Raw genomic sequence first — 22,179 nt, 5'->3', positions numbered from 1 at the left:
GCTATCGTATAACTACTTCAGCTGAATAAGCGAGATGTCTGAGTGGGGAGCCGAGAATGCGCCGAGAGATCTTCACCGAGGAGCACGACCAGTTCCGGGACACGGCCCGCTCCTACTACCTGCGGGAATGCGCCCCGTTCGCCGAACAGTGGGAACGGGACGGACAGGTGAGCCGGGCCGCCTGGACCGCCGCGGGCAAGGCCGGGCTCGTCGGCTGGGAGTTCCCGGAGGAGTACGGCGGGCAGGGGATCCGGGACTTCCGGTACAACGCCATCATGGCCGAGGAGATGGCGGCCACCGGCTCGGTCGGCATCGGGCTGGGGCTGCAGAACGACGTCATCCCGCCGTACCTCATGCGGCTGACCACCCCGGAGCAGAAGGCCCGCTGGCTCCCCGGAGTGACCAGCGGCGAGACCGTCTGTGCGCTCGCCCTCTCGGAACCGGCCGCCGGATCCGACCTCAAGGGCATCCGTACCACCGCCCGCCGGGACGGCGGCGAGTGGGTGATAGACGGCTCCAAGACCTTCATCACCAACGGCATCCTGGCCGACCTGGTCGTCGTCGCCTGCAAGACCGATCCGGCCGCCGGCCACAAGGGCATCAGCCTGATCGTCGTCGAGCGCGGCGCGGAGGGCTTCGAGCGGGGCCGCAAGCTGGACAAGGTCGGCATGAAGGCCCAGGACACCGCCGAGCTCTTCTTCCACGAGGTCCGGGTCCCGGCCGGGAATCTCATCGGGGAGGAGGGGCGCGGTTTCTACCACATGATGGGCAACCTTCCCACCGAGCGGCTCGCCATCGCCGTCTCCGCGCTGGCCTCGGCCGAACGTGCCTTCGACGTCACTCTGGAGTACGCCAAGGACCGCACTGCCTTCGGCCGGCCGATCGGGCAGTTCCAGGCCAACCGGTTCGCGCTCGCGGACATCAGGGCCCGGCTCTCCGCCGCCCGGGTCTACGTCGACGGCTGCACGATGGCGCTGGTGCGCGGCGAGCTGACCGCCGACGAGGCCGCCGCGGCCAAGTACTGGACCACGGAGACCTGCTGGGAGGTCATCGACCGCTGCATGCAGCTGTTCGGCGGCTACGGCTACGTCAACGAGTACGAGATCGCCCGCATCTGGCGGGACAGCCGGGTCCAGCGGGTGTTCGGCGGCACCTCGGAGATCATGCAGGAGATCGTGGGCCGCTCGCTGGGTCTGTGATTGGGGCTCTCTTTATTGACTGTCTTCGCTGAATAGGTTAGCTATTTAGTCACGTGGAGGTCGATGGTCGAGGCGCGCGAGGAGGCACCCGTGGTCACGGTCGACGTACAACCGCACCCGGAACAGCCCGAGTCTGACGACACCGCACAGGAGCGATTTCAGATGGATTCCGCCCGCCGCCTGACGTTCGGCGACCTCATCCGCGAGCACCGGCGGTCCTACCCGGACCAAGTCGCCCTGGTGGACGGCGAAGTCCGGCTCACCTGGCCGCAACTGGACGAGCGCACCAACCGCCTCGCCCACGCCCTGACGGATGCCGGGGTCGGACCCGGCGACCGGATCCTGTGGCTGGGGCAGAACTCCTTCCGCATCTGGGAGCTGCTCGGCGCCGCCGCCAAGATCGGCGCCATGGTCTGTCCCGGCTACTGGCGCTGGGCCGCCCCCGAGATGGCTTTCGCCATCGAGGACTTCGACCCCCGGGTCGTCGTCTGGCAGGACGCGGAGATCGGCGACACGGTCGGCAAGGCGCGGGCCGAACTCGGCGACAGCAACCGGGCGTTGTGGCTGCGGCACGACGCCGAGGGACCCGGCAGCTACGAGTCGTTCCTCGCCGTCGGCGCGCCCGAGGACCCGGCCTGCGACGTCGACCCCGACTCCGCGCTCCTCGTCATCTACACCGCGGCGATCAGCGGACGCCAGTCCGGCTCCATGCTCTCGCACCGCAACCTGCTGGCCATGGGCGTGAGCGCTGCCTGGATGGGCGACATCGGCCGGGAGACCGCCTTCCTCGGCGCGGGCCCGATGTTCCACATCGGCAACTACCAGTTCTGGGGCATCCCGGCCTTCGTGCACGGCGGCAAGAACGTCATCGTGCGCCGCGTCGTCGCCGAGGAACTGCTCCCGCTGCTGGCGGCGGAGCGGTGCACCCACGCCTACCTCATGCCCCCGACCATCGCGCAGCTCGTCGAGCTGAACCGCGAGGCCGGCCACGACCTGTCCCACCTGCGGGCGAGCGTCGCCGCCCCGCTGTGGCAGGACACCGTGCCCACCGACACCAGCCGCTTCACCCGCAACGGCGGCGGCGAGGGCCGCGGCTACGGGCAGACCGAGGTGACCGGCTTCGCCGTGACCGGCGCGTACGGCGACAGCGGCCTCGGCAACGCGGGCCGCCCCGGCCCCTTCACCGCCGTCCGCGTGCTCGACTCGGCTGGCCAGGAGTGCGAGGTCGGCGAGATCTGCGTCCGCGGCGACCTCGTGCACCTCGGCTACTGGAACCGCCCCGAGACCAACGAACAGCGGTTCCGGTTCGGCTGGTGGCACACCACCGACCTGGGCCGGCGCGAGGCCGACGGCACGATCAGCTTCCTCGGCACCACGACCCGGATGCTCAAGTCGGCCGCCGAGAACATCTTCCCGGCCGAGGTGGAGAACTGCGTCGAGGCGCACCCGGCGGTCAGGGAGGCGGCCGTCATCGGCGTCCCCAACGAGCGCTGGGCGCAGGACGTCAAGGCCGTCGTCGTCCTCCACCCGGACGCGGACCCGGTCACCGCCGAGGACCTGATCGAGCACTGCCGGGCGCGCATCGCCTCGTACAAGAAGCCCAAGACGGTGGAGTTCGTCGATACGCTGCCGCGCACCAAGGACTACGCCAAGGACTACAACGCCCTCGACGAGCGCTTCGGCGGAGGCGGCTACCCCGGCGGCGAGCAGCTCGGCGCGGGACGGTGACCGCGACCGACCGGCGGCCCGTCGTCGTCGGTGTCCACGCCACCGAGCAGGCGCTGTCGCTGCCGCACCGCGACGCCATGGACCTCGCCCTCGAAGCGGTCACCGGCGCGATCGCGGACGCCGGGCTCACCCCGGCCGACGTCGACGGCGCCCAGGTCGACTGGCCCGGCCCCGGCGGCGTACCCGGCGAGGGCAGCTCCTGGGCCCGCCTGCTCGGCCGCGACCTGCGCTGGACCAGTGACTCGATGCTGGACAACGCCGGTTCGCGCGGCCTGCTGAAGGCCGCGGCGGCGATCCGCGCCGGATACGCCGACACCGTCGTGGTCGGCGGCTGCAAGCTGGTCTCGCGCGGGACCGGTCCGGTCGGCGCCGGGGTGCCGCTGGAGTTCGCGGACGTCTGGGGCAGCTATGTCGTCGCCCAGTTCGCGCTGGTGGCCGCCCGGCACATGCACGAGTACGGCACCACCTCCCGCCAGCTCGCCGAGGTCGCCGCGACCATCCGCAACAACGGGACCGCCAACCCCGAGGCGATGATGTACGGGCGCGGCCCCTACACCGCCGACGACGTGCTCGCCTCCCGCATGGTCGCCACGCCCTTCCACCTCCTCGACTGCTGCATCGTGGGGGAGGGCGGCGCCGCGCTCGTGGTCACCACCGCCGAACGCGCCCGGGACCTCCCGAGGCCGCCCGTCGCCGTCCTCGGCGGCGCGATGGAGTACCACCAGGCCGCCTACGCCAACCCCGCGCTGCACCGCGAGGTCGGACAGCTCGGCCGGGACGCCGCCGCCCGCGCCTACGCCATGGCCGGCATCGGCCCGCACGACGTCGACGTGTTCTCCCTCTACGACCCCAACTCCTTCGAGATCATCCGACAGTTGGAGATCCTCGGCCTCTGCGCCGAGGGCGAGGGCGGTCCGCTGGCCGCCTCCGGTGCCCTCGCCGTCGGCGGCAAGCACCCGGTCAACCCGGACGGCGGCTGCCTCGCCTACGCGTGGAACGGAACCCAGCAGATGACCCTCAAAGTCGTCGAAGCCGTACGGCAGTTGCGCGGCACCGCCGTGCACCAGGTCGACGGCGCCGAACTCGCGGTCGTCGGCAACGCCGGTTCGGGCGCCCAGCACTACGAGATGAGCGTCCTGGGGAGGCTGCGATGACCGGCCGTCCGGTGCCCGTGCCCACCGCCCTGTCCGAGCCCTTCTGGGCCGCCGCCCGGCGCGGCGAACTGGTGATCCCGCACTGCCCGGCCTGCGGCCTGCGCTTCTTCGCCCCCGAACCCGCCTGCCCCGGCTGCCTGTCCCGGGACTGGCGGTACACGCCGAGCGCCGGCCGGGGCACGGTCTACTCCGTGACCGTGGTGCACCGCGCGCCCGGCCCCGGCTTCGACACCCCCTTCGCGCTCGCCGTGATCGACCTGGACGAGGGCGGCACCCTGCTGTCCCACGTCGACGCCGGCGCCCCGGACGCCGTCGCCATCGGCATGCGCGTACGCGTGGACTTCCGGCCGCTCACGGACGGCATCACCCTGCCGTACTTCGTGCCGGAGCACACTCACTGAGAGTGGAGGTGGGCAGAGTGACGCACACACCGGTGCGGGTGCCCAAGATGGCCGAGCTGGTGGCCGCCCGGCTGCGCCGGATGATCGTCCGCGGTGAGCTGACCGAAGGCGAGTCGCTGCCGTCCGAGACCGCACTCATGGAGCAGTTCGCCGTGTCCCGGCCGACGCTGCGCGAGGCGTTCCGGGTGCTGGAGTCGGAGTCCCTGATCAACGTGCGCAGGGGCGCCCGGGGCGGGGCACGGGTCCAGATCCCGGAGGGCACGGTGGCGGCCCGGTACGCCGGGGTGGTCCTCGAATACCGGGGCACGACCCTCAAGGACGTCTACGACGCCCGTACGGTGATCGAGGCGCCGTGCGCCGGCCTGCTCGCCGAGCGGCGCACGGACGATGACCTCGAACGGCTGCGGGCCGCGGTGGCCGAGGCCGAGGGGCTCATGGACGATCCCTCGGCGTTCATCCGGGCCCACATGGAGTTCCACGCCCTCGTCGTCGAACTCGCCGGCAACGAGACCCTCGGCGTTCTCAACGGCATGGTCCGGCACATCATCGACCAGGCCAACTGGTCCCATGTCGACCTCGACGCCGGCAGCCCCGAGAACATCCGCGCCAACCGCCGCGGCTTCCGTGCCCATGTCGCGCTCGTCGACCTGGTGGCCGCCCACCGGTCCGAGGCCGCGGAGGAACTGTGGCGGGTCCATCTCCAGGAGGCCGAGGACTACCTGCTGCAGAGCAGGTCCATGACGACGGTCCTGGACCTGCTCGGCTGACCCGTTTTCGTGGATGTCGCGCGCCGCCGTCAGGGGGTGCGCAGCTCCCGCACGATCGGTTCCCACACCTCGGCGTCGATCTCGTAGGCGGTGTAGAAGGACACCCGGTCGACCAGGGCCCCGTACCGCCTGCGGATCTCGCCCGCCACCCGGTCCGGCTCCGTCACCACGGCGAAGGTGGCGAGGACCTCGTCGTCGACGAGAGCGGTCATCGCCTCCCACTTGTCCTCGCGCCGGGACGTGGACAACGCGTGCAGTTCGTCGCCGAGTTCGCCCCAGCCGTGCAGTGCGAGGACGCCGCGGTAGGCGGGGGTGCTGCCGTAGAAGGCGATCTGCTGCCGGGTGCCCGCCACCGCGCGGGCCATCTCCTCCTCCGTCCGCCCGGTGGCGGTCAGCAGCAGGTGGGAGACGGCGAAGTCGGCCCGGTTACGGCCCGACTTCGCCAGGCCTGCCTCGATGGTGGGGAGGGTCACCTCGCGCAGGTAGCGCTCGGTGGTGAAGCCGTGCGCGAGCAGCCCGTCCGCCACCTCGCCCGCCACCCGGGTCATCGCCTCGCCGACGGCGGCCACGAACACCTTCGGCGCACCACCAACGGCGGGCGGCGGAGAGAAGAACGGGGACATCAGCGTGTGCGTGTAGAAGTCGCCCCGGAAGTCGAGCCGTTCGTCCTCGTTCCAGGCGGCCCAGATGGCGCGCAGCGCGCTCACGTACTCCCGCATCCGGGCCGCGGGCCGGCTCCACGGCATGGCGAACCGGCGCTCGATGTGCGGCTTGATCTGACTGCCCAGGCCGAGGACGAAACGGCCGCCGGAGTAGCTCTGCAAGTCGTGTGCTGTGTAGGCGAGTTGCATGGGGGAGCGGGCGAACGCCACCGCGATGGCCGTGCCGACCTCCAGCCGGTCGGTGTGCTCGGCGGCCAGCAGCAGGGGCAGGAAGGGATCGTGCTTGGACTCGGACGCCCACAGGCCGTCGTAGCCGGTCTTCTCGTGGTGCCGGGCCTCCTCGACCACTTCTGCGGTGCTCCACACGTTGAGCTTGCCGTCGACCTTCATACCGCTCCTTCGACCGCGTCCATGCCGATGCGCTGTGCCAGCAGTTCGCGGTGGTACGCGGGGTCGCCGAACAGCAGCTGTGATGTCTTCGCCCGCTTGAGATAAAGGTGGGCGGGGTGTTCCCAGGTGAAGCCGATGCCGCCGTGCACCTGGATGTTCTGGCCCGTCGCCTGGAGGCAGGCATCCGAGCAGAAGGCCTTGGCGAGGCTTGCCACGGCCGGCAGCCGCGGGTCGTCCTGTTCGGCCGCGAGCAGTGCGAAGTGCGCGGCGGCACGCGCCGACTCCACCTCCAGGAGCACGTCGGCCAGCAGGTGCTTCACGGCCTGGAAGGAGCCGATCGGCCGCCCGAACTGGTGCCGCACCTTGGCGTACTCCACCGCCATGTCGAGGGCGCGGGAGGCCACCCCGACCTGCTCGGCGGCGAGTGCCACCGCGGCCCGGTCGAGCACCTCGGCGACCAGGTCCCAGCCGTCGCCGTGGGTGCGCAGCCGCTCGGCCGGTACCTCGTGGTAGTCCAGGCGTGCCTGGCGGCGGGTCGGGTCCATCGTGGGCAGCGCTTCCCGGGTGAGCCCGGCCGCGTCGCCGTCCACCACGAACACCCCGATGCCGTCGTCGGCGGTCCGGGCCACGGTGAGCACGATGTCGGCGGCGGCGCCGTCGAGTACGAACGTCTTGTGCCCGGTCAGCCGCCAACTCCCGTCGCACTGCCGGGCGGTGAGCGCGACCCCGGCCGCGTCCCAGCGGGCGGAGTCCTCGGTCAGGGCCAGCGTCGCGACCAGTTCGCCCGAGGCCAGGCCCGGCAGCAGGCGCTTGCGGGCCTCCTCGTCGGCCGAGCGCAGCAGCGTGGTGGTGGCCAGCACGGTCGAGGACAGGTACGGCGCGCAGAGCAGGGCACGGCCCGTCTCCTCCAGTACGGCGCCCACTTCGATGGGACCGCAGCCGGCGCCGCCGTACTCCTCGGGGATGGCCAGCCCTTGCAGCCCCAGTTCGCCGCCCATCCGGCGCCACAGGTCCCGGTCGAAGCCCTCGGGCGTCTCCATGAGGCGTCGTACCTCGGACTCGGGCGAGGTGTCCGCGAGGAACGCCCGTACGGTGCGCCGCAGTTCCTCCTGCTCCGCGCTGAACGCGAAGTCCATGGCCGTGTCCTCCTCTCCGGTTCAGCGACGACCGCGCGCGGCGATGATCCGCTCGACGGCGGCGATGTGGTCCGGCGCGTGCATGGAGTCCCGCTCCGCGAGCAGGGCAGGCTCCATCACGGTGTCCAGCGCCTGCTCCAGATGCCGGTTCACCGCCCGCTTGGTCTCGCGCAGCGCCTGCGCGGGGAGCGCGGCCAGTCGTCCGGCCAGGTCCATGGCCTCGTCCCGGAGCTTGTCCTTCGGCACGGCACGGTTGGCGATGCCCAGCCTGACCGCGTCCTCGGCGCTCATCCGCTCGCCGAGGAACAGCAGCTCCTTCGCCCGGACCGCGCCGACCAGCGCCGGCAGCACGAACGCACCGCCGTCGCCCGCCACCAGCCCCACCTGCACGTGCGGGTCGGCGAGATAGGCGTCGTCGGCGACCAGCACCAGGTCGCTCAGCAGGGCCAGGCTGCAACCGAGGCCCACGGCAGGGCCGTTGACGGCCGCGATCACCGGCAGCGGGCAGCGGATCATGCCGGTGATGATCCGGCGTGCCTCCTCGACCTGCTGTTCCCGGAAGGCGGCGTCGCGCTGGACCCGGGTCATGATCCCGAAGTTGCCTCCGGCGCTGAACGCCCGCCCGCGCCCGGTGACCACGACGGCCCGCGCTTCGGGGTCGGCCGCCAGGCGGTCCCACAGACCGGCGAGCCCGGTGTGCAGTTCCTCGCTCATGGCGTTCAGCTGCTCGGGCCGGTTCAGCTCCACCAGCCGGACCGGCCCGACGGCCGTCACCAGCAGATCGGTCAGCTCCGTCATCTCCACCGCCGCAGATCACTAACGAGTAAGTAGAGTTGAATGCTATAACTAATTAAGCTCAATGAGAACCGGTCGGTGGGAGGCGGAGGACGCGCATGGTGCAGCAGCGGTACGAGACCGTACGGGCCGAGGTGGCGGACCGGATCCTCACCGTCACCCTCGACCGGCCCGAGAAGCTCAACGCCTTCAACCCGCGGATGATGCAGGACCTGCTCGACGTCCTCGACGCGGCCGACACCGACGACGACGTCCGCGTGATCGTCGTGACCGGCGCCGGCCGGGGGTTCTGCGCGGGCGCCGACGTCAGTACCGGAGGCTCCTCCTTCGACCACCGCAAGGCCGGCGCCCGGCACCGGGACAGCGGAGGCCGGGTCGCGCTGCGGATCTTCGCCAGCACCAAGCCGGTCATCGCTGCGGTCAACGGGCCGGCCGCCGGGGTCGGAGCCAGCATGACCCTGCCCATGGACATCCGACTGGCCTCGACGACGGCGAAGTTCGGCTTCGTCTTCGCCCGGCGCGGCATCGTGCCGGAATCCGCCGCGAGCTGGTTCCTGCCGCGTGCGGTGGGCATGCAGCGGGCCATGGAGTGGGTGGCCACCGGACGGCTCTTCGGCCCCGACGAGGCACTGGCAGCCGGGCTGGTCCGCTCCGTGCACCCGCCCGAGGAACTGCTGCCCGCGGCGTACGCGCTGGCGCGGGAGATCGCCGAGAACACGGCGCCGGTCTCGGTCGCGCTGTCCCGGCAGATGATGTGGCGGATGCTCGGTGAGCCGCATCCGATGGCCGCCCACCGGCTCGACTCGCGGATCATGAGCCAGATCGGCGGCGGCCCCGACCCGAGGGAGGGCGTGGAGTCGTTCCTCGCCAAGCGTCCGCCGCAGTTCCCGGGCCGGGTGAGCACGGACCTGCCGCCCGTCTATCCGTGGTGGCGGGACGAGGAGTTCCGTCCGCTCGGAGAGTAGATCGGGCCGGGCCGTGTCCCGGGCGGGCCGCCGCCCTCCTCGCGGCAAGACGAAATCCGGCCGAAACATTGTCGTGCCTCGCGCGAGGTGTTAGCGTCCGGACGGCGGGCATTCAGCTGAATGCGTTAAACCATTCATCGCTTGGACGGTCACGATGAGCGGTGGTCTGCTGCACGAGTCCTTGCGCGGTGTCGACTGGGGCGTCGCCACCGCCGACATCCTCGCGGCCCCGCCGCCGCCCGAGCCGGAACGGGGCGGGCACTTCGGGCGGTGGACCGACGACATCCACCGACTGGTCGGCGCCGCCCCGGGCACCCACCGGCTGGTCGCCGGCTGGCCGCTGCTTCAGCCCGACGGCCCCGGCACCTGGGACCGGGACGCCTTGGACCACTGCGACCGGGCCCTCGACAGCCTGCTCGCGCGAGGCCTGCGGCCCCGTCTCACCCTGCTGCACCTGACACTGCCACCCTGGCTGGAGGAGGCCGGCGGCTGGCTCGCCAGGGACACCGCCCAGCACTTCGCCGCCTACGCGGCCGAGATGGGGCGCCGCTTCGGCGACCGGGTGGACGGCTGGATCACCTCCACCGACCTCGCGAGCCCCACGCTCGCCGACCACGTGGCCGGACTGTACCCGCCGAACCGCGCCATCGGCCGGGCGGGACTGCGCTCCGTGCACCACCTTCTGCTCGGCAGCGGACTGGCGACGCAGGCGCTGCGCGCGGCCGGAGCGCACGGCAGGATCGGTACGACGGTCACCCTCGCCGGTGGCTACGCGGCCACCGACGACCCTTTCGACCGGATCGCCCTGGCCCGGCTGGAGAACTGGGCCAACCGCCTCTTCCTCGACCCGCTGCTGCTCGGCGAGCACATGGTGACCGAGGACGACGTCGCCCCCGTCGAGGCCACCGGCTGTGTCCACCCCGGCGACCTGGAGACCATCGCCACCGTGCAGGACGTCCTCGGCCTGTCCTGGCACACGCCCTTCCGCGTCACCGCTCCGGAGAACCTGCCGCGCGCCCTGCCCGCCGGAAAGTGCCTGGGCCCGCTGAACGAGGTGAACAGCCTGCTGATGGGCCTCGGTTTCGCGGTCATCCCCTTCGACGACGTCGAGACGACCGCGTACGGCTGGCCCATCCTCCCGGAGGGGCTCGCCGATGCCGTCGCCGGACTCCACGACCTCTACGGCGACCTGCTGCCACCGCTGGCGGTCGTCGACAACGGCATGGGCGACCTCGACCTGGTCGACGAGACCGGGCACGCCGACGACGCCCGCCGCCGCGCCCTGCTCCGTGCCCGGCTGACCTGGCTCGCCGGAGTCGTCGCCCAGGGCGTGGACGTGTGCGGCTACGAGTACTGGTCGGTGCTGGACAACGTGGAGGCCAAGTTCCGCTACACCCGCCTGTACGCGATGGCGGTCCCGGACCACGAGCGGCCCCCGTGCCCCGAGATGCCGTCCGACTGGGTGCACGGCGAAGCCTTCGGAGGCGGCGGCGCGCACCAGGTCCCCGAAACCGGCCGGACACCCGGCCGGTCACCCGGGCTGACCCTGGTGCCGGCCCCCTCCCGGCCTCAGCCGCTCTGAGCCCCGTAGGAGGCCTCGTACTCCTTCCCCCGGATCAGCCGCACCGGCGTGTAGACGAGCACCTCCTCGTCGCGCTGGTTGCGGACGCTGACGCGGCTGGTCACCACGCCCCGGCCGGGCTTGGCCGACGGGCGGCAGGCGGTGGTCTCCACGACGGCGTACAGCGTGTCGCCGACGTACACCGGGCCCAGCACGTCCAGCTCCATGTGCAGGAAGGCCAGCCCCGTGCCGTGCAGCACGTTCGTCTGGAGCACGAGTCCCTCGGCGAGGCAGTAGGTGAGCGCCCCGGGGACCAGGCGCCCGGTGTAGCCGCCGTCCGCGGCGTGCGAGGCGTCCCAGAACAACGGCTCGGTGAAGCCGCCCCAGGTGACGAAGTTGACCAGGTCGGTCTCGGTGACGGTACGCCGGGCGGTCCGGAAGACCTGCCCCACGGGCATCTCCTCGTACGTCAGCCCACGGACCAGGGGCGCGACTTCAGCACGTTGCGGTGTCATACCGGGATTCCTCTCCATGCGCGGTAGGCGATAGGCGATAGGCGCTAGGCGATACGCGGGGCGGCGGGCGGGGTCACAGATCGAGCGGGTGCTTGGCGGCCACGCCCTCGAAGTCCGGGGCGCGCTTCTCGCGGTGGGCGGCCAGCCCCTCGACCACCTCGTGCCCGCCGAACCCGAAGAACTCCAGGCCGAGAGACGCTTCGAAGATCGGCTGAGCCGTGCGGTACCAGTGGTTGAGGGACCGCTTGGTCCAGCTGATGGCACCGGCCGGACCGGCAGCGAGGGCGGTCGCCACCCGCAGGCCCTCGGCGTGCACGTCCTCGTCGGCCACGCACTTCGAGACCAGGCCGATCCGCTCGGCCTCCTCGCCGGTGAGGGTCTCGCAGGTCAGCAGGTAGTACTTGGCCTTGGCCATCCCGCACAGCAGCGGCCAGCAGATCGCGGCGTGGTCCCCGGCCGCGACCCCGAGGCGGGTGTGCCCGTCGACGATCTTCGCGCTGCGGGCGGCGACGGAGACGTCCGCCAGCATGCCGACGACCAGGCCCGCGCCGACGGCCGGACCGTGGATCGCGGAGACCACCGGCTTGGAGCAGTTGATCACCCCGTACACCATCTCCCGGGCCTCCCGCATCACCCGGGCCCGCACCGCGTAGTCCTCGGTCATCGCCTCGATGGAGTCGAAGGTCCCGCCGGCCGAGAAGGCCCGGCCCGCCCCCTGGACCAGCACCGCGCGGGTCTGCTCGTCGCGGTCGATCACCCGCCAGACGTCGGCGAGTTCACCGTGCATCCGCGGGTCCACGGCGTTGACCGGCGGAGCGTCGAGCACGACACGCAGCACGCCGGGCGCGGGCCGCTCGAAGGTCAGAGCCGTGAACGGCGCGTAGGGATCGGTCACGTCACCCTCCTGGTGCAATCAGTGCGGATACTATAATTATCTAACTGTATCGAGAGGTGCGCGACAAGCATGGATCTCACCTTCAGCGACGAACAGAACGAACTGCGCACGGTCGTCCGCTCGTTCCTGGCCAGGCACTCCGACGAGGCGGCCGTGCGCCAGCTCGCCGCCGACCCGCGCGGCCACGACCCGGCCGTCTGGCGACGGCTGGCCGGCGAACTCGGCGTGCAGGGCCTCGCCGTCCCCGAGGAGTACGGCGGCTCCGGCTTCGGCTACGTCGAACTGGGCGTCGTCTTCGAGGAAGCGGGCCGCGCGCTGCTCTGCGCACCCCTGTACGCCACCGTCGCCCTCGCCGCCGAGGCACTCCTGCGCTGCCCCGACGAACGGGCCCGGCGCGACCTGCTGCCCGGCGTCGCCACCGGCGACACCGTGGCCACGCTGGCGCTCACCGAGGACACCGGCCGCTGGGACGCGCCCGGCATCCGCCTCACCGCCCAGGAGACCACCACCGGCTGGCGGCTGACCGGGACGAAGACCTACGTCCCCGACGGCCACGTCGCCGACCTGCTGCTGGTCGTCGCCCGCACCCCCGGCGGGATCAGCCTCTTCGCCGTCGACGCGGGCGCGCCGGGCCTGACCCGCACCCCCCTGGCCACCCTCGACGAGACCCGCAAACAGGCCCGCGTGGAGTTCGCCGGTACTCCCGCCCGGCTGCTCGGCGCCGAGGGCACCGCGTGGCCGGTCCTGGAGCGCACCCTCGCCACCGCCTCCGTACTGCTGGCCGCCGAACAGGTCGGGGGAGCCGCCGCCGCGCTGGACTCGGCCGTGGCCTACGCGAAGATCCGCGAGCAGTACGGGCGGCCCATCGGAACCTTTCAGGGGATCAAGCACAAGTGCGCCGACATGCTCGTGGAGATCGAGGCGGCCCGCTCGGCCTGCTACGCCGGACTGTGGGCGCTGGACGCCGGGGACGAGACCGGGACCGCCGTCTCGGCGGCCCTGGCCCAGTCCTTCTGCTCGGAGGCGTTCACCCGGGTCGCCGGTGACGCGATCCAGATCCACGGCGGCATCGGCTTCACCTGGGAGCACCCCGCCCACCTGTACTTCAAGCGGGCCAAGAGCTCCGAGACGCTGCTCGGCCCACCGTCCTACCACCGGGAACTGCTCGCCACCCGCCTCGGCATCTGAGCACCGCCATCCGACCCTTGGCATCCGACCCCTGCATCCGACCCCTGCATCCGACCCCTGCATCCGACCCCTGCATCCGACCCCTGCATCCGACCCCTGCATCCGACCCCTGCATCCGACCACAGGCCCCCGATCACCGGCACCTGATGGCCGGCACCTGATCACTGGCATCCGATCACCTGCAAAGGAGCTGGCATGGAGATGGACTTCGGGCCCGCCGTGCGCGACTTCCGCGACGAACTGCGGGACTGGCTGGCGGACCACCTCGTGGGGGAGTTCGCCGCACACCGGGGCGTGGGCGGCCCCGTGGACGGCGCGGCCTGGGAGGTCCGGCTCGCCTGGGACCGCGAGCTGTCCGCCGGCGACTGGCTGGGCGTCGGCTGGCCGCGGGAGTACGGCGGCCGGGGACTCGGCCTCCTCGAGGAGATCGTCTTCGAGTACGAGTACGCGCGCGCCGACGCCCCCTACCGGGCCACCGGCAACGCCCTCGACCTGCTCGGCCCGATGCTGCTCCAGGCCGGCACCGAGGACCAGAAGAAACGCTTCCTGCCGCCGATCCTCGCGGTGGAGGAACTGTGGGGCCAGGGCTTCAGCGAACCCGGCGCGGGTTCCGACCTGGCGTCCGTGCGCACCCGGGCCGAGCGCGACGGCGCGGAGTGGGTGGTCGACGGGCAGAAGGTGTGGACGTCCTTCGGCGTGCACGCCGACTGGCTGTACGTCCTCACCCGCACCGACCCGGACTCCCGTCGCCACAAGGGCCTGACCATGCTGCTCGTCCCGGCCGACCAGCCGGGCGTGGAGATCCGGCCCATCCGCAACCTGGCAGGCCAGGAGGAGTTCGCCGAGGTGTTCCTGTCCGGCGCACGCACCGGCGCGGACATGGTCGTCGGCGAGGTCGGCCAGGGCTGGCGCACCGCCATGGCCACACTCGGCATCGAGCGCGGCGCCACCCTGCTGCCCCAGCAGCTCACCTTCGAGCGGGAGGCCGAGGCACTGATCGGCCTGGCCCGGGAGCGGGGCGCACTGGACGACCCCATGCTGCGCCGCCGCATCGTGGACGCCTGGATCTCGGTCCGCATCATGCGCACCACCAACCTGCGCACCGTCGCCGAACTCGTCGCGGGCCGCACCCCGGGAGCCCAGGCCACCACCGCCAAGCTCTACGCCTCCACCCGCCACCAGGAACTCGGCCACCTGGCCATGGAGTTGGCCGGTCCGGCGGGCCAGATCGTCGGCGCGGACTACGGCCTGGACGCGCGCCAGCGCTCCTTCCTGCTCTCCCTCGCGGAGACGATCTACGGCGGATCGAGCGAGATCCAGCGGAACATCATCGGCGAACAGGTGCTAGGTCTACCGAAGGAACCACGCCCATGAGCACCCCGGACGACCCCTTCGACCCCCTCGAACGCCTCGACCGCATCGAGTCCCACCTCGCGATCCAGCAACTCCCCGTCCGCTACGCCCTCGCCGTGGACGGACGCGACCTCGACGCCTGGGTGGGCTGCTTCCGTCCGGACGTCGACATGGGCCGCCACGGCCGGGGACGGGACGCCCTGCGGTCGTACATCGAGCCGCTGGTCCGGGGCTTCCACCGCTCGGTCCACCAGATCTGCGGCCACCGTGTCGAGTTCACCGGCCGGCACACCGCCACCGGGTCCGTGTACTGCCGGGCCGAGCACGAGGTGGGGGAGCGGTGGATCGTCATGGCCATCCGCTACCTCGACGACTACGCGCGCGTGGACGGCGAGTGGTACTTCTCCCGGCGCCGCGAACAGCACTGGTACGCGGCGGACGTGACCGAACGCCCGCAGGCGGTCGGTTTCGAGGGCTGGCAGGGCGCCGGACGTCCGGCCCTGCCGACGGCCTTCCCCTCCTGGACGGCCTTCTGGAAGGAGACATGATGGCACGGCTGGCAGGCAGGATCGCGCTGGTCACCGGCGGCGGGCAGGGGGTCGGCCGGGGCATCGCGCTGGCACTGGCCGCGGAGGGCGCGTCGGTGGTGATCAGCGGGCGCACCGAGACCACCCTGAAGGACACCGCCCGGGAGATCGCCGAGCGCGGCGGGCGGGTCCGCACCGTGGTCGGGGACGTCGGCGACCGCGACGACGTCGAGCACATGGTGGCCGAGACGGTACGGGAGTTTGGGGGCCTGCACGTGCTCGTCAACAACGCGCAGAGTTCCGTACAACGCCCCCTCGCCGAGACCTCGTACGACGACCTGCAACTGACCTACCGTAGCGGCCCGTTGGCCACCTTCCACGCCATGCAGGCTGCGCTGCCCCACCTCAAGGCCGGCCGGGGCAGCGTGGTGAACCTCGGCTCCTCCGCCGCGGTGCAGGGCGAGGCGACCTTCGCCGCCTACGCGATGGCCAAGGAGGCGATCCGGGGCCTGACCCGGGTGGCCGCACGGGAGTGGGGTCCCTACGGAATCCGGGTGAACGTCGTCTGCCCGGCCGCCCTGAGCCCGGCGGCGGAGGACTTCCTCGCCGCCCACCCGGACAAGGCCGAACGCGTACTGGCCGGCATCCCGCTGGGCCGCATGGGCGACCCCGAACAGGACATCGGCCGAGCCGTGGCCGCACTGGTCAGCGACGACATGGCCTACCTGACCGGAGCCACCCTGATGCTGGAGGGCGGTCGCACGCTGCTCGGATGAGCCCGCGGGCCGGCGACGGGAGCCCGCGGGCCGGCGGCGACGGTCACACCACGCCCCGCGCCCGCAGCTCCCTCAGCCGGCCCTCCGTCACCCCCGCCAGCTCGCCCAGCACCTCCGCGGTGTGCTCGCCCAGCTCCGGCGGCGGGGTGTAGCCCTCCACCGGGGTCGCCGAGAGGCGGATCGGGTTGGCGAGGAGGGGGAGTCCCGCTGCCTCGGTCAGCATGCCGCGGTGTCGGATCTGGGGGTCGGCGAAGACCTCGGGGAGTTCGTTGTAGGGGCCCGCGGGGACGTCGTGGGCGTCGAGCAGGGCCAGCCACTCGTCGCGGGGGCGGGTGCGCAGGATGTCCTGGAGCACCGGGAGGATCTCCTTGCGGTGCGCGATCCGGGCGGAGGTCGTGGCGAACCGGGGGTCCTGGAGGAGGTCGGTGCGGTCGGCCGCCGCGCAGAACGCGGCGAACTGCTTGTCGTTGCCCGCCACGAGGAACAGCGGCTTGTCCCGGCACATGAACGCCTGGGAGGGGATCCCGCCGTAGCCGCCGTTGCCGCGCCGCTCCGGGACCTCGCCGGAGACCAGGTAGTTCATCGCGAAGTGCGACAGCGAGGCCAGCCCGCAGTCCAGCAGGGAGAGGTCGATGAACTGGCCCTCCCCGGTGAGGTCCCGGTGCCGCAGGGCGGCCAGTACCGCCATGGCGGCGTAGAGCCCGGTGAGGATGTCGACCATGCTGATGCCGACCTTCATCGGCTCCTCGGGGTGCCCGGAGACGCTCATCAGGCCGGACATGGCCTGGAAGATGCCGTCGTATCCGGGCCGTTCGGCGTAGGGCCCGCTCTGGCCGAAGCCGGTGACGGACAGGTAGACCAGCCGCGGGTTGATCTTGCGCAGACTCTCGTGGTCGAGGCCGTACTTGGCGAGGGTCCCGGCGCGGAAGTTCTCCACGAGGACGTCGGAGCGGGCCGCGAGCGTGCGGAGGATCGCCTGCCCTTCGGCGGTGGCGTGGTTGACGGTGACCGACCGCTTGTTGCGGTTGCAGGAGAGGTAGAAGGCCGCGGTGTCCGTCCCGGGGGCGAACGGCGGCCCGTACGTGCGTGAGTCGTCGCCCGTGCCGGGCCGCTCGACCTTGACGACCTCGGCGCCCAGGTCGGCGAGCAACTGGGTGGCGAGGGGCGCGGCGAGGATGCGGGACAGGTCGAGCACGCGGACTCCGGCCAGGGCGGTCGACGGCATCGCGGGGCCTCCTCGACACAGATGAATGAGTTATATAAATAATACATACAGGGAGCTGAGTGTGGCGCTGCCGTGATTGCCTAACTAGCCAAATCATGTAACTATATCGACCGATCGTCGGGTCGAGACCGGAGGCGAGCGCATGACCGTCGCTGCGAGGGCCCTCACCGACCAGGAACAGCGCGAACGCCGGGAGTGGTTCCGTACTCGCTGGGAGCGTGGGGTCGCCTTCAACCGGCGCTGCCGGATGCGCATCGTGCGCTGGGACCCGGACGGCGTCGAGATGCTGCTGCCCTACGCCGAGGAACTCTCCGCCCACGAGGGCGTCTTCCACGGCGGGGTCATCTCCGCGCTGATCGACACCGCCGGCGCGGGCGCCGTCATCGCCGGGCACGACTTCGCCAAGGGGAGCCGGCTCAGCACCGTCTCGATGTCCGTGCAGTACCTCGCACCCGCCCGGGGGACGGAGGCCGTCGCCCACGCCCGCTGCGTCCGGCGCGGCGGCCGGGTGCACTTCGCCGACGTCGACGTGATCGCCGACGGCCGCGTCTGCGCCCGCGGCCAGGTGGTGGTCACCATCTCCGGGGAACGGCCGGGCGTCGGCGACCCCATCGAACCGCTCACGGAGGAGTGACGCGATGCCCGACGAGTTCGCCGAGAACGATCTGGTGCTGTACGAGGTCGACGAGGACGGCGTCGCCACCCTCACCCTCAACCGGCCCGAGCGCAGGAACGCGTGGAGCATCCCCATGGAGAACCGCTTCTTCGCGCTCCTGGACGAGGCAGCGCGCAACCCCGCCGTCCGCGTCGTGATCGTCACGGGGGCGGGACGGGCCTTCTGCCCCGGGATGGACATGCGGCGCCTGGAGCAGAACTCCCAGCCCGGCCAGTCACTGGGTCTGCACGCCCGCGTGCCCATGTACGTGAAGCGGGACATGCCCAAGCCCCTGATCGCCGCGATCAACGGCGCCTGCGCCGGCATCGGCCTGGTGCAGGCGCTGATCTGCGACGTCCGCTTCGCGGCCCGGGGCGCCCGCTTCACCACCGCCTTCACCCGCCGCGGCCTGGCCGGCGAGTACAACCTGCCGTACGTCCTGCCGCGCGTGGTCGGCGTGGAGAACGCGCTCGACCTCCTGCTGTCCGCCCGAGTCTTCGACGCGGACGAGGCGAAGGCCCTCGGCCTGGTCAGCCGTGTCGTCGACCCCGACGAGCTGCTCGACGCCGCCCGCGCCTACGCCCGCGACATCGCCCGCAACTGCTCCCCGCGCGCGATGGCCGTCGTACGCCACCAGGTGTACGGCGACCTCGACCGCACCTTCACCGACGCCCTCGCCCGCTCCTACTCCGCCATGGAGTTCTTCGCGGGCTCACCCGACTTCCGTGAGGGCGTGGCGAGCTTCACGGAGAAGCGGGAGCCCGAGTTCGAGGGGCTGCCGCCGGACTTCGACCCCGAGGACGCCACCCGCGACGCGTTCCTGCCGTACTGACCGAGGAGAGAGCGAAGATGTCAGGTCAGCCGTTCCCCGTCGAGGCCGGGCACATCATGATGTTCGCCCGCGCCATCGGCGACGAGAACCCGGCCTACCAGGGCGAGGGAGCCCTCGCGCCGCCCACCTTCACCATGGCGAGCGCCCACTACGACCCCGGCTACCACCTGCGGCCCAAGCCGGACGAGGAGTGGTTCGGGTCCGGCGGCGGCCCCGGGACGATGCCCGAGGGCGGCGGCGGGCTGCACGCCGAACAGCACTTCGCGTACCACCGCCCGGTGCGCGCCGGAGAGACCCTGCACGCCCACACGGTCCTGGGCCGGGAGTGGGAGAAGCAGGGCCGTACCGGCCGGCTGCTGTTCAGCGAACGCATCACCGAGTACCGGGACGCCGACGGCGAACCCGTCGTCAGCGCCGTCACCGTGGCCGTCGTGCCCGAGGGCCCCGCCACCCGGAAGGACGCCCGATGACCGCCCTGAGCGTCACCGACGTGAAGGTCGGCGAGACCCGCGAGAGCGTCCTCGTCACCGACCTCAAACGCACCAGGATCGTGCAGTACGCCGGTGCCTCCGGCGACTTCAACCCCCTGCACACCGACGAGCGGTTCGCCGTCGAGACGGCGGGCTACCCGGGCGTGTTCGCCCACGGGATGCTGACGATGGGCATGACCGGCCGGGTCCTCACCGACTGGGTCGGTGCCGAGGCCCTGCTGCGCTACGGCGTCCGGTTCAAGGCCCAGGTGTGGCCCGGCGACACCCTGACCGCCACGGCCACCGTCGAGTCGGTCGAGGAGACCGGGGACGGGCCGGTCGCCCACTTCACCCTGCGCACCGTCAACCAGAACGGCGTCGAGGTGGTCACCGGCACCGCGGCGGCCCGCCTGGAGCCCTGAGCCGGTGACCGGCACCGAGGACACCTGGACCGGGCTGGTCGGCCGCGCCCACGACCATGCCCGCCCCGCCGTCCGCTTCGGCGACCTCACCTGGACCGGCCGTGAACTCCTCGACCGGGCGGGCGGCGCCGCCGACTGGCTGGACACGCTCGGCCTGGCCCGCGGCACCCCGGTACCCGCGCTCGTCGCCACCTCCGCCGACGCCCTCGCGCTGGTGATCGGCGGCGCGGGCTCCGGCCACCCCCTCGCTCCGCTCGGCGTCCGCATGACCGCACCCGAGATCGCCGCGGTGGTCGACGCACTGGACTCCCACGTCCTCGTCGCCCAGCCCGAGTTCGCCGACCTCGCCCGTCAGGTGGTCCGTCTCTGCGGCTCCCGGCTGCGTCTGGTCGGTGAACTGCCCCCGCACGGACGGGTCCTGACCGCCGAACCGCAGCAACTCGCCACCGTCCTGCACACCTCCGGCACGACGGGACGGCCCAAACCCGTCCCCATGACCCAGCGCCGCCTGGCCGCCCGGGCACGGGTCAACGGCCGGCTGTGCGCGCTCGACCCCGACAGCTTCTACGGCGGTAGCGCGCCCTTCCACCACATCGCCGGCCTCGGCAACATCGCCGTCGCCCTCGCCGCCGGCGCCCTGATCACCGGCCTGCCCCGCTTCACCGTCGAGGGCTGGACCCAGCTCCGCCACCTCGGCATCACCCACACCAGCATGGTCCCGGCGATGCTGGAGACCCTGCACGCGGCCGGACAGGCCCGCCACGAGACCTTGCGGACCTTGCAGTACGGCGGCGCGCCGGTCCGCCCCGACACGCTGCGGCGGACGTACGAGGCCATGCCCGGCGTCCGCATGCTCAACATGTTCGGGCAGACCGAGGGTTCGCCGATCACCGTCCTCACGCCCGAGGACCACCGCGAGGCCGTCGCCGGACGCACCGAACTTCTGCGTTCCGTCGGACGGGCCGCCCCCGGCACGGAGCTGCGGGTGCACGGCGCCGGTCCCGACGGGATCGGTGAGATCCACGCGCGCGCCGACCACTTCTTCCACGTCGACCCGGAGGGCTGGCTGCACAGCGGCGACCTGGGCCGGGTGGCGGACGACGGGTACGTCTACCTGTCCGGCCGGGGCAGCGACATGATCATCCGCGGCGGTGAGAACGTCCACCCGTTGGAGGTCGAGACGGTCCTGACCGCCCATCCAGGCGTCGCGGACGCGGCCGTCACGGGCGCGCCGGACGAGCGCCTCGGCCAGACCGTGGTCGCCTTCGTCGTGCCCTCCGACCCCGAAGTCCCGCCGGACCCGGCGGAGTTGCGGGCCCACACCCGCGCCCGGCTGTCCGGCTACAAGGTCCCCGTGCGCTGGTTGTTCGTGTCCGAGCTGCCCCGCAACCCGAACGGCAAGGTGCTGCGCCACCGGCTGCGGGAGCCGTACGAAGAAGGAGAACCACGTGCCTGACGCCGTCGACCCGCAGCGCCTCGACGTCCTGCTGAGCCGGATCCGCCGGGAGATCGAGGACGGTCCCCTGCCCTCCGCCCAGGTCGCCGTCGCCCACGACGGGCGACTGGTCGCCGTCGAGACCTACGGCGACGCGGAGCCCGGCACCCGGTACATCCTCCAGTCCGTCGGCCGGTCGATCGTCGCGGGCGCCGTCTGGAAGCTGATCGGCGACGGACTGCTGGACACCGGCGAACAAGTGGCCGCGATCATCCCGGAGTTCGCGCCGAACGGGAAGGAGGCGGTGACCGTCGAGCAGGTGCTCACCCACACCGCGGGCTTCCCCTTCGCGCCACTCGGCCACCCCAAGATGCTCGACCGGGCGCAGCGGCTCGCCGCCTTCGGGCGCTGGCGCCTTGACTACCCGCCGGGCAGCCGCTTCCAGTTCCACCTCACCTCGGCGGCCTGGCTGATCGCCGAGATCACCGAACGGCGCACCGGCCTGGCCTTCGCCGACTACCTGCGCGAACGGATCACGGAGCCGCTCGGCCTGTCCTCGATCGAGCTCGGGGTGCCGGTGGACCGGCAGCCGGGCAGCGTCGCCCCGATGCTCGCCACCGACCGCACGGCCGAGGACCAGGAACCCGACCCCTGGGGTCCCTGGTACCTGTCCGACCCGCAGGTCCTGGCAGCCGGCGAGCCCAGTCACGCCCTGGTCGCCACCGCGGCCGACGTCGCCCTGTACTTCCAGGCGCTCACGCACTCGGGCCTGTGGAAGCCGGAGGCGGTGGCGGAGGGCACCCGCATCCGGCTGACGGAGCATCCCTACGGGGAGCAGATCTACGGGGGCGGCGGCGAACGCCGCACCAGCATGGGGCTGTTCGTGACGGTGGCCGGACCCGACGCGGGGAGCAACCTGCCGTCCACCGGTTCGCCGGCGCTGTTCGGCAGTGCCGGAGCCGCCTATCAACTGGGCTTCACGGACCCGGAGTCCGGCCTGTCCTTCGCGTGCCTGAGCAACGGCTACCCGCTGGCCGGCTACGACCACTCCCCGCGCGGCACCGCCCTGATCAACGACATCGCGAACCTGGCGGCGGGCCTGGTCCCCGTGTGAGTCCAGACCTCCGC

General features: G+C 72.0%; 23 protein-coding genes. 17 read left to right on the top strand and 6 right to left on the bottom strand.

The genetic code is table 11. From position 1 onward, the window contains the following. The first annotated feature begins 56 nt into the window (after positions 1-56). The 5 genes from AB0D74_RS29530 (at position 57) to AB0D74_RS29510 (ending at position 5,249) form a co-directional block, all read left to right on the top strand. Positions 57-1,199, top strand: coding sequence for an acyl-CoA dehydrogenase family protein (locus AB0D74_RS29530; protein ID WP_362593573.1), 1,143 nt, complete (start codon positions 57-59; stop codon positions 1,197-1,199). A 162-nt stretch (positions 1,200-1,361) separates the two neighbouring features. Next, complete coding sequence (locus AB0D74_RS29525) at positions 1,362-2,927, top strand: AMP-binding protein (protein ID WP_362593570.1); 1,566 nt, start codon at positions 1,362-1,364, stop codon at positions 2,925-2,927. Continuing rightward, positions 2,924-4,081: a thiolase family protein gene (locus AB0D74_RS29520; RefSeq protein ID WP_362593567.1), complete on the top strand. Its 1,158-nt coding sequence runs from the start codon at positions 2,924-2,926 to the stop codon at positions 4,079-4,081. The genes AB0D74_RS29525 and AB0D74_RS29520 overlap by 4 nt, the downstream gene beginning before the upstream one ends. Continuing rightward, complete coding sequence (locus tag AB0D74_RS29515) at positions 4,078-4,482, top strand: OB-fold domain-containing protein (protein ID WP_362593564.1); 405 nt, start codon at positions 4,078-4,080, stop codon at positions 4,480-4,482. The genes AB0D74_RS29520 and AB0D74_RS29515 overlap by 4 nt, the downstream gene beginning before the upstream one ends. Before the next feature lie 17 nt (positions 4,483-4,499). Next, positions 4,500-5,249 (top strand): FadR/GntR family transcriptional regulator, encoded by a 750-nt coding sequence (locus AB0D74_RS29510; protein ID WP_362593561.1) that lies wholly within the window; start codon positions 4,500-4,502, stop codon positions 5,247-5,249. Between the two features lie 29 nt (positions 5,250-5,278). On the opposite strand, the gene AB0D74_RS29505 is transcribed toward AB0D74_RS29510, so the two are convergent. From AB0D74_RS29505 to AB0D74_RS29495, 3 genes are read right to left on the bottom strand one after another with little or no spacing between them, the layout of a single operon-like run. Further along, positions 5,279-6,301: an LLM class F420-dependent oxidoreductase gene (locus AB0D74_RS29505; RefSeq protein ID WP_362593558.1), complete on the bottom strand. Its 1,023-nt coding sequence runs from the start codon at positions 6,299-6,301 to the stop codon at positions 5,279-5,281. Further along, positions 6,298-7,437: an acyl-CoA dehydrogenase family protein gene (locus AB0D74_RS29500; protein WP_362593555.1), complete on the bottom strand. Its 1,140-nt coding sequence runs from the start codon at positions 7,435-7,437 to the stop codon at positions 6,298-6,300. Before AB0D74_RS29500 ends, AB0D74_RS29505 begins: the two co-directional genes overlap by 4 nt. 21 nt (positions 7,438-7,458) lie before the next feature. Then, complete coding sequence (locus tag AB0D74_RS29495) at positions 7,459-8,235, bottom strand: enoyl-CoA hydratase/isomerase family protein (protein ID WP_362593552.1); 777 nt, start codon at positions 8,233-8,235, stop codon at positions 7,459-7,461. A gap of 95 nt (positions 8,236-8,330) precedes the next feature. Here AB0D74_RS29495 and AB0D74_RS29490 point away from each other — a divergent pair, with 95 nt between their 5' ends. Together AB0D74_RS29490 and AB0D74_RS29485 are read left to right on the top strand one after the other, a co-directional pair. Then, complete coding sequence (locus AB0D74_RS29490) at positions 8,331-9,197, top strand: crotonase/enoyl-CoA hydratase family protein (RefSeq protein ID WP_362593549.1); 867 nt, start codon at positions 8,331-8,333, stop codon at positions 9,195-9,197. 154 nt (positions 9,198-9,351) lie between these two features. Continuing rightward, positions 9,352-10,779, top strand: a complete 1,428-nt coding sequence (locus tag AB0D74_RS29485; RefSeq protein WP_362593546.1) for a family 1 glycosylhydrolase — start codon at positions 9,352-9,354, stop codon at positions 10,777-10,779. On the opposite strand, the gene AB0D74_RS29480 is transcribed toward AB0D74_RS29485, so the two are convergent. Together AB0D74_RS29480 and AB0D74_RS29475 are read right to left on the bottom strand one after the other, a co-directional pair. Further along, positions 10,767-11,273 carry a MaoC/PaaZ C-terminal domain-containing protein gene (locus AB0D74_RS29480; protein ID WP_362593543.1) on the bottom strand — a complete coding sequence of 169 codons (507 nt, stop codon included), beginning with the start codon at positions 11,271-11,273 and terminating at the stop codon, positions 10,767-10,769. The genes AB0D74_RS29485 and AB0D74_RS29480 overlap by 13 nt on opposite strands. A gap of 73 nt (positions 11,274-11,346) precedes the next feature. Then, on the bottom strand, positions 11,347-12,168 hold the full coding sequence (locus AB0D74_RS29475; protein WP_362593540.1) for an enoyl-CoA hydratase/isomerase family protein: 822 nt from the start codon (positions 12,166-12,168) through the stop codon (positions 11,347-11,349). 69 nt (positions 12,169-12,237) lie between these two features. On the opposite strand from AB0D74_RS29475, the gene AB0D74_RS29470 reads away from it, so the two are divergent. The 4 genes from AB0D74_RS29470 (at position 12,238) to AB0D74_RS29455 (ending at position 16,012) form a co-directional block, all read left to right on the top strand. Then, the gene (locus AB0D74_RS29470) at positions 12,238-13,356 is read left to right on the top strand and encodes an acyl-CoA dehydrogenase family protein (protein WP_362593537.1); all 1,119 of its coding nucleotides are present in this window, start codon (positions 12,238-12,240) and stop codon (positions 13,354-13,356) included. Between the two features lie 195 nt (positions 13,357-13,551). Next, positions 13,552-14,730 (top strand): acyl-CoA dehydrogenase family protein, encoded by a 1,179-nt coding sequence (locus AB0D74_RS29465; protein WP_362593534.1) that lies wholly within the window; start codon positions 13,552-13,554, stop codon positions 14,728-14,730. Then, the gene (locus AB0D74_RS29460; protein WP_362593531.1) at positions 14,727-15,257 is read left to right on the top strand and encodes a nuclear transport factor 2 family protein; all 531 of its coding nucleotides are present in this window, start codon (positions 14,727-14,729) and stop codon (positions 15,255-15,257) included. The genes AB0D74_RS29465 and AB0D74_RS29460 overlap by 4 nt, the downstream gene beginning before the upstream one ends. Beyond that, positions 15,254-16,012, top strand: a complete 759-nt coding sequence (locus AB0D74_RS29455) for an SDR family oxidoreductase (RefSeq protein WP_362593528.1) — start codon at positions 15,254-15,256, stop codon at positions 16,010-16,012. The genes AB0D74_RS29460 and AB0D74_RS29455 overlap by 4 nt, the downstream gene beginning before the upstream one ends. A 43-nt stretch (positions 16,013-16,055) precedes the next feature. Here the strand turns inward: AB0D74_RS29455 and AB0D74_RS29450 are convergent, their stop codons facing one another. Beyond that, the gene (locus AB0D74_RS29450; RefSeq protein ID WP_362593525.1) at positions 16,056-17,237 is read right to left on the bottom strand and encodes a CoA transferase; all 1,182 of its coding nucleotides are present in this window, start codon (positions 17,235-17,237) and stop codon (positions 16,056-16,058) included. 142 nt (positions 17,238-17,379) lie between these two features. On the opposite strand from AB0D74_RS29450, the gene AB0D74_RS29445 reads away from it, so the two are divergent. Genes AB0D74_RS29445 through AB0D74_RS29420 form a run of 6 tightly spaced genes read left to right on the top strand, consistent with a single transcriptional unit; the run spans position 17,380 to position 22,165 of the window. Beyond that, positions 17,380-17,871 (top strand): PaaI family thioesterase, encoded by a 492-nt coding sequence (locus AB0D74_RS29445; protein ID WP_362593522.1) that lies wholly within the window; start codon positions 17,380-17,382, stop codon positions 17,869-17,871. Positions 17,872-17,875: 4 nt separating this feature from the next. Continuing rightward, a complete protein-coding gene (locus AB0D74_RS29440) occupies positions 17,876-18,724 on the top strand; it encodes an enoyl-CoA hydratase-related protein (protein ID WP_362593519.1) in 849 nt (282 codons plus the stop codon). Positions 18,725-18,741: 17 nt separating this feature from the next. Further along, the gene (locus AB0D74_RS29435; protein WP_362593516.1) at positions 18,742-19,194 is read left to right on the top strand and encodes a MaoC family dehydratase N-terminal domain-containing protein; all 453 of its coding nucleotides are present in this window, start codon (positions 18,742-18,744) and stop codon (positions 19,192-19,194) included. Next, on the top strand, positions 19,191-19,616 hold the full coding sequence (locus tag AB0D74_RS29430; protein ID WP_362593513.1) for a MaoC/PaaZ C-terminal domain-containing protein: 426 nt from the start codon (positions 19,191-19,193) through the stop codon (positions 19,614-19,616). The genes AB0D74_RS29435 and AB0D74_RS29430 overlap by 4 nt, the downstream gene beginning before the upstream one ends. A gap of 4 nt (positions 19,617-19,620) precedes the next feature. After that, positions 19,621-21,072: an AMP-binding protein gene (locus AB0D74_RS29425; protein WP_362593510.1), complete on the top strand. Its 1,452-nt coding sequence runs from the start codon at positions 19,621-19,623 to the stop codon at positions 21,070-21,072. Next, positions 21,065-22,165 carry a serine hydrolase domain-containing protein gene (locus tag AB0D74_RS29420; protein WP_362593507.1) on the top strand — a complete coding sequence of 367 codons (1,101 nt, stop codon included), beginning with the start codon at positions 21,065-21,067 and terminating at the stop codon, positions 22,163-22,165. The genes AB0D74_RS29425 and AB0D74_RS29420 overlap by 8 nt, the downstream gene beginning before the upstream one ends. The last annotated feature ends 14 nt before the right edge of the window (positions 22,166-22,179 follow it).

The sequence above is a fragment of the Streptomyces sp. NPDC048278 genome, from assembly GCF_040652195.1.
Taxonomy (GTDB): Bacteria; Actinomycetota; Actinomycetes; order Streptomycetales; family Streptomycetaceae; genus Streptomyces.
Note: the sequence above shows the minus strand (reverse complement) of the source record. Positions and strands in the feature narration are given on the sequence as shown.

What these genes read in the sequence shown, in the direction of transcription:
- AB0D74_RS29495 (WP_362593552.1), bottom strand. Translation starts at nt 8,235, where the DNA reads ATGACGGAGCTGACCGATCTGCTGGTGACGGCCGTCGGGCCGGTCCGG.
- AB0D74_RS29470 (WP_362593537.1), top strand. Translation starts at nt 12,238, where the DNA reads ATGGATCTCACCTTCAGCGACGAACAGAACGAACTGCGCACGGTCGTC.
- AB0D74_RS29525 (WP_362593570.1), top strand. Translation starts at nt 1,362, where the DNA reads ATGGATTCCGCCCGCCGCCTGACGTTCGGCGACCTCATCCGCGAGCAC.
- AB0D74_RS29445 (WP_362593522.1), top strand. Translation starts at nt 17,380, where the DNA reads ATGACCGTCGCTGCGAGGGCCCTCACCGACCAGGAACAGCGCGAACGC.
- AB0D74_RS29530 (WP_362593573.1), top strand. Translation starts at nt 57, where the DNA reads ATGCGCCGAGAGATCTTCACCGAGGAGCACGACCAGTTCCGGGACACG.
- AB0D74_RS29435 (WP_362593516.1), top strand. Translation starts at nt 18,742, where the DNA reads ATGTCAGGTCAGCCGTTCCCCGTCGAGGCCGGGCACATCATGATGTTC.
- AB0D74_RS29480 (WP_362593543.1), bottom strand. Translation starts at nt 11,273, where the DNA reads ATGACACCGCAACGTGCTGAAGTCGCGCCCCTGGTCCGTGGGCTGACG.
- AB0D74_RS29455 (WP_362593528.1), top strand. Translation starts at nt 15,254, where the DNA reads ATGATGGCACGGCTGGCAGGCAGGATCGCGCTGGTCACCGGCGGCGGG.
- AB0D74_RS29485 (WP_362593546.1), top strand. Translation starts at nt 9,352, where the DNA reads ATGAGCGGTGGTCTGCTGCACGAGTCCTTGCGCGGTGTCGACTGGGGC.
- AB0D74_RS29430 (WP_362593513.1), top strand. Translation starts at nt 19,191, where the DNA reads ATGACCGCCCTGAGCGTCACCGACGTGAAGGTCGGCGAGACCCGCGAG.
- AB0D74_RS29440 (WP_362593519.1), top strand. Translation starts at nt 17,876, where the DNA reads ATGCCCGACGAGTTCGCCGAGAACGATCTGGTGCTGTACGAGGTCGAC.
- AB0D74_RS29500 (WP_362593555.1), bottom strand. Translation starts at nt 7,437, where the DNA reads ATGGACTTCGCGTTCAGCGCGGAGCAGGAGGAACTGCGGCGCACCGTA.
- AB0D74_RS29460 (WP_362593531.1), top strand. Translation starts at nt 14,727, where the DNA reads ATGAGCACCCCGGACGACCCCTTCGACCCCCTCGAACGCCTCGACCGC.
- AB0D74_RS29465 (WP_362593534.1), top strand. Translation starts at nt 13,552, where the DNA reads ATGGAGATGGACTTCGGGCCCGCCGTGCGCGACTTCCGCGACGAACTG.
- AB0D74_RS29515 (WP_362593564.1), top strand. Translation starts at nt 4,078, where the DNA reads ATGACCGGCCGTCCGGTGCCCGTGCCCACCGCCCTGTCCGAGCCCTTC.
- AB0D74_RS29505 (WP_362593558.1), bottom strand. Translation starts at nt 6,301, where the DNA reads ATGAAGGTCGACGGCAAGCTCAACGTGTGGAGCACCGCAGAAGTGGTC.
- AB0D74_RS29490 (WP_362593549.1), top strand. Translation starts at nt 8,331, where the DNA reads ATGGTGCAGCAGCGGTACGAGACCGTACGGGCCGAGGTGGCGGACCGG.
- AB0D74_RS29450 (WP_362593525.1), bottom strand. Translation starts at nt 17,237, where the DNA reads ATGCCGTCGACCGCCCTGGCCGGAGTCCGCGTGCTCGACCTGTCCCGC.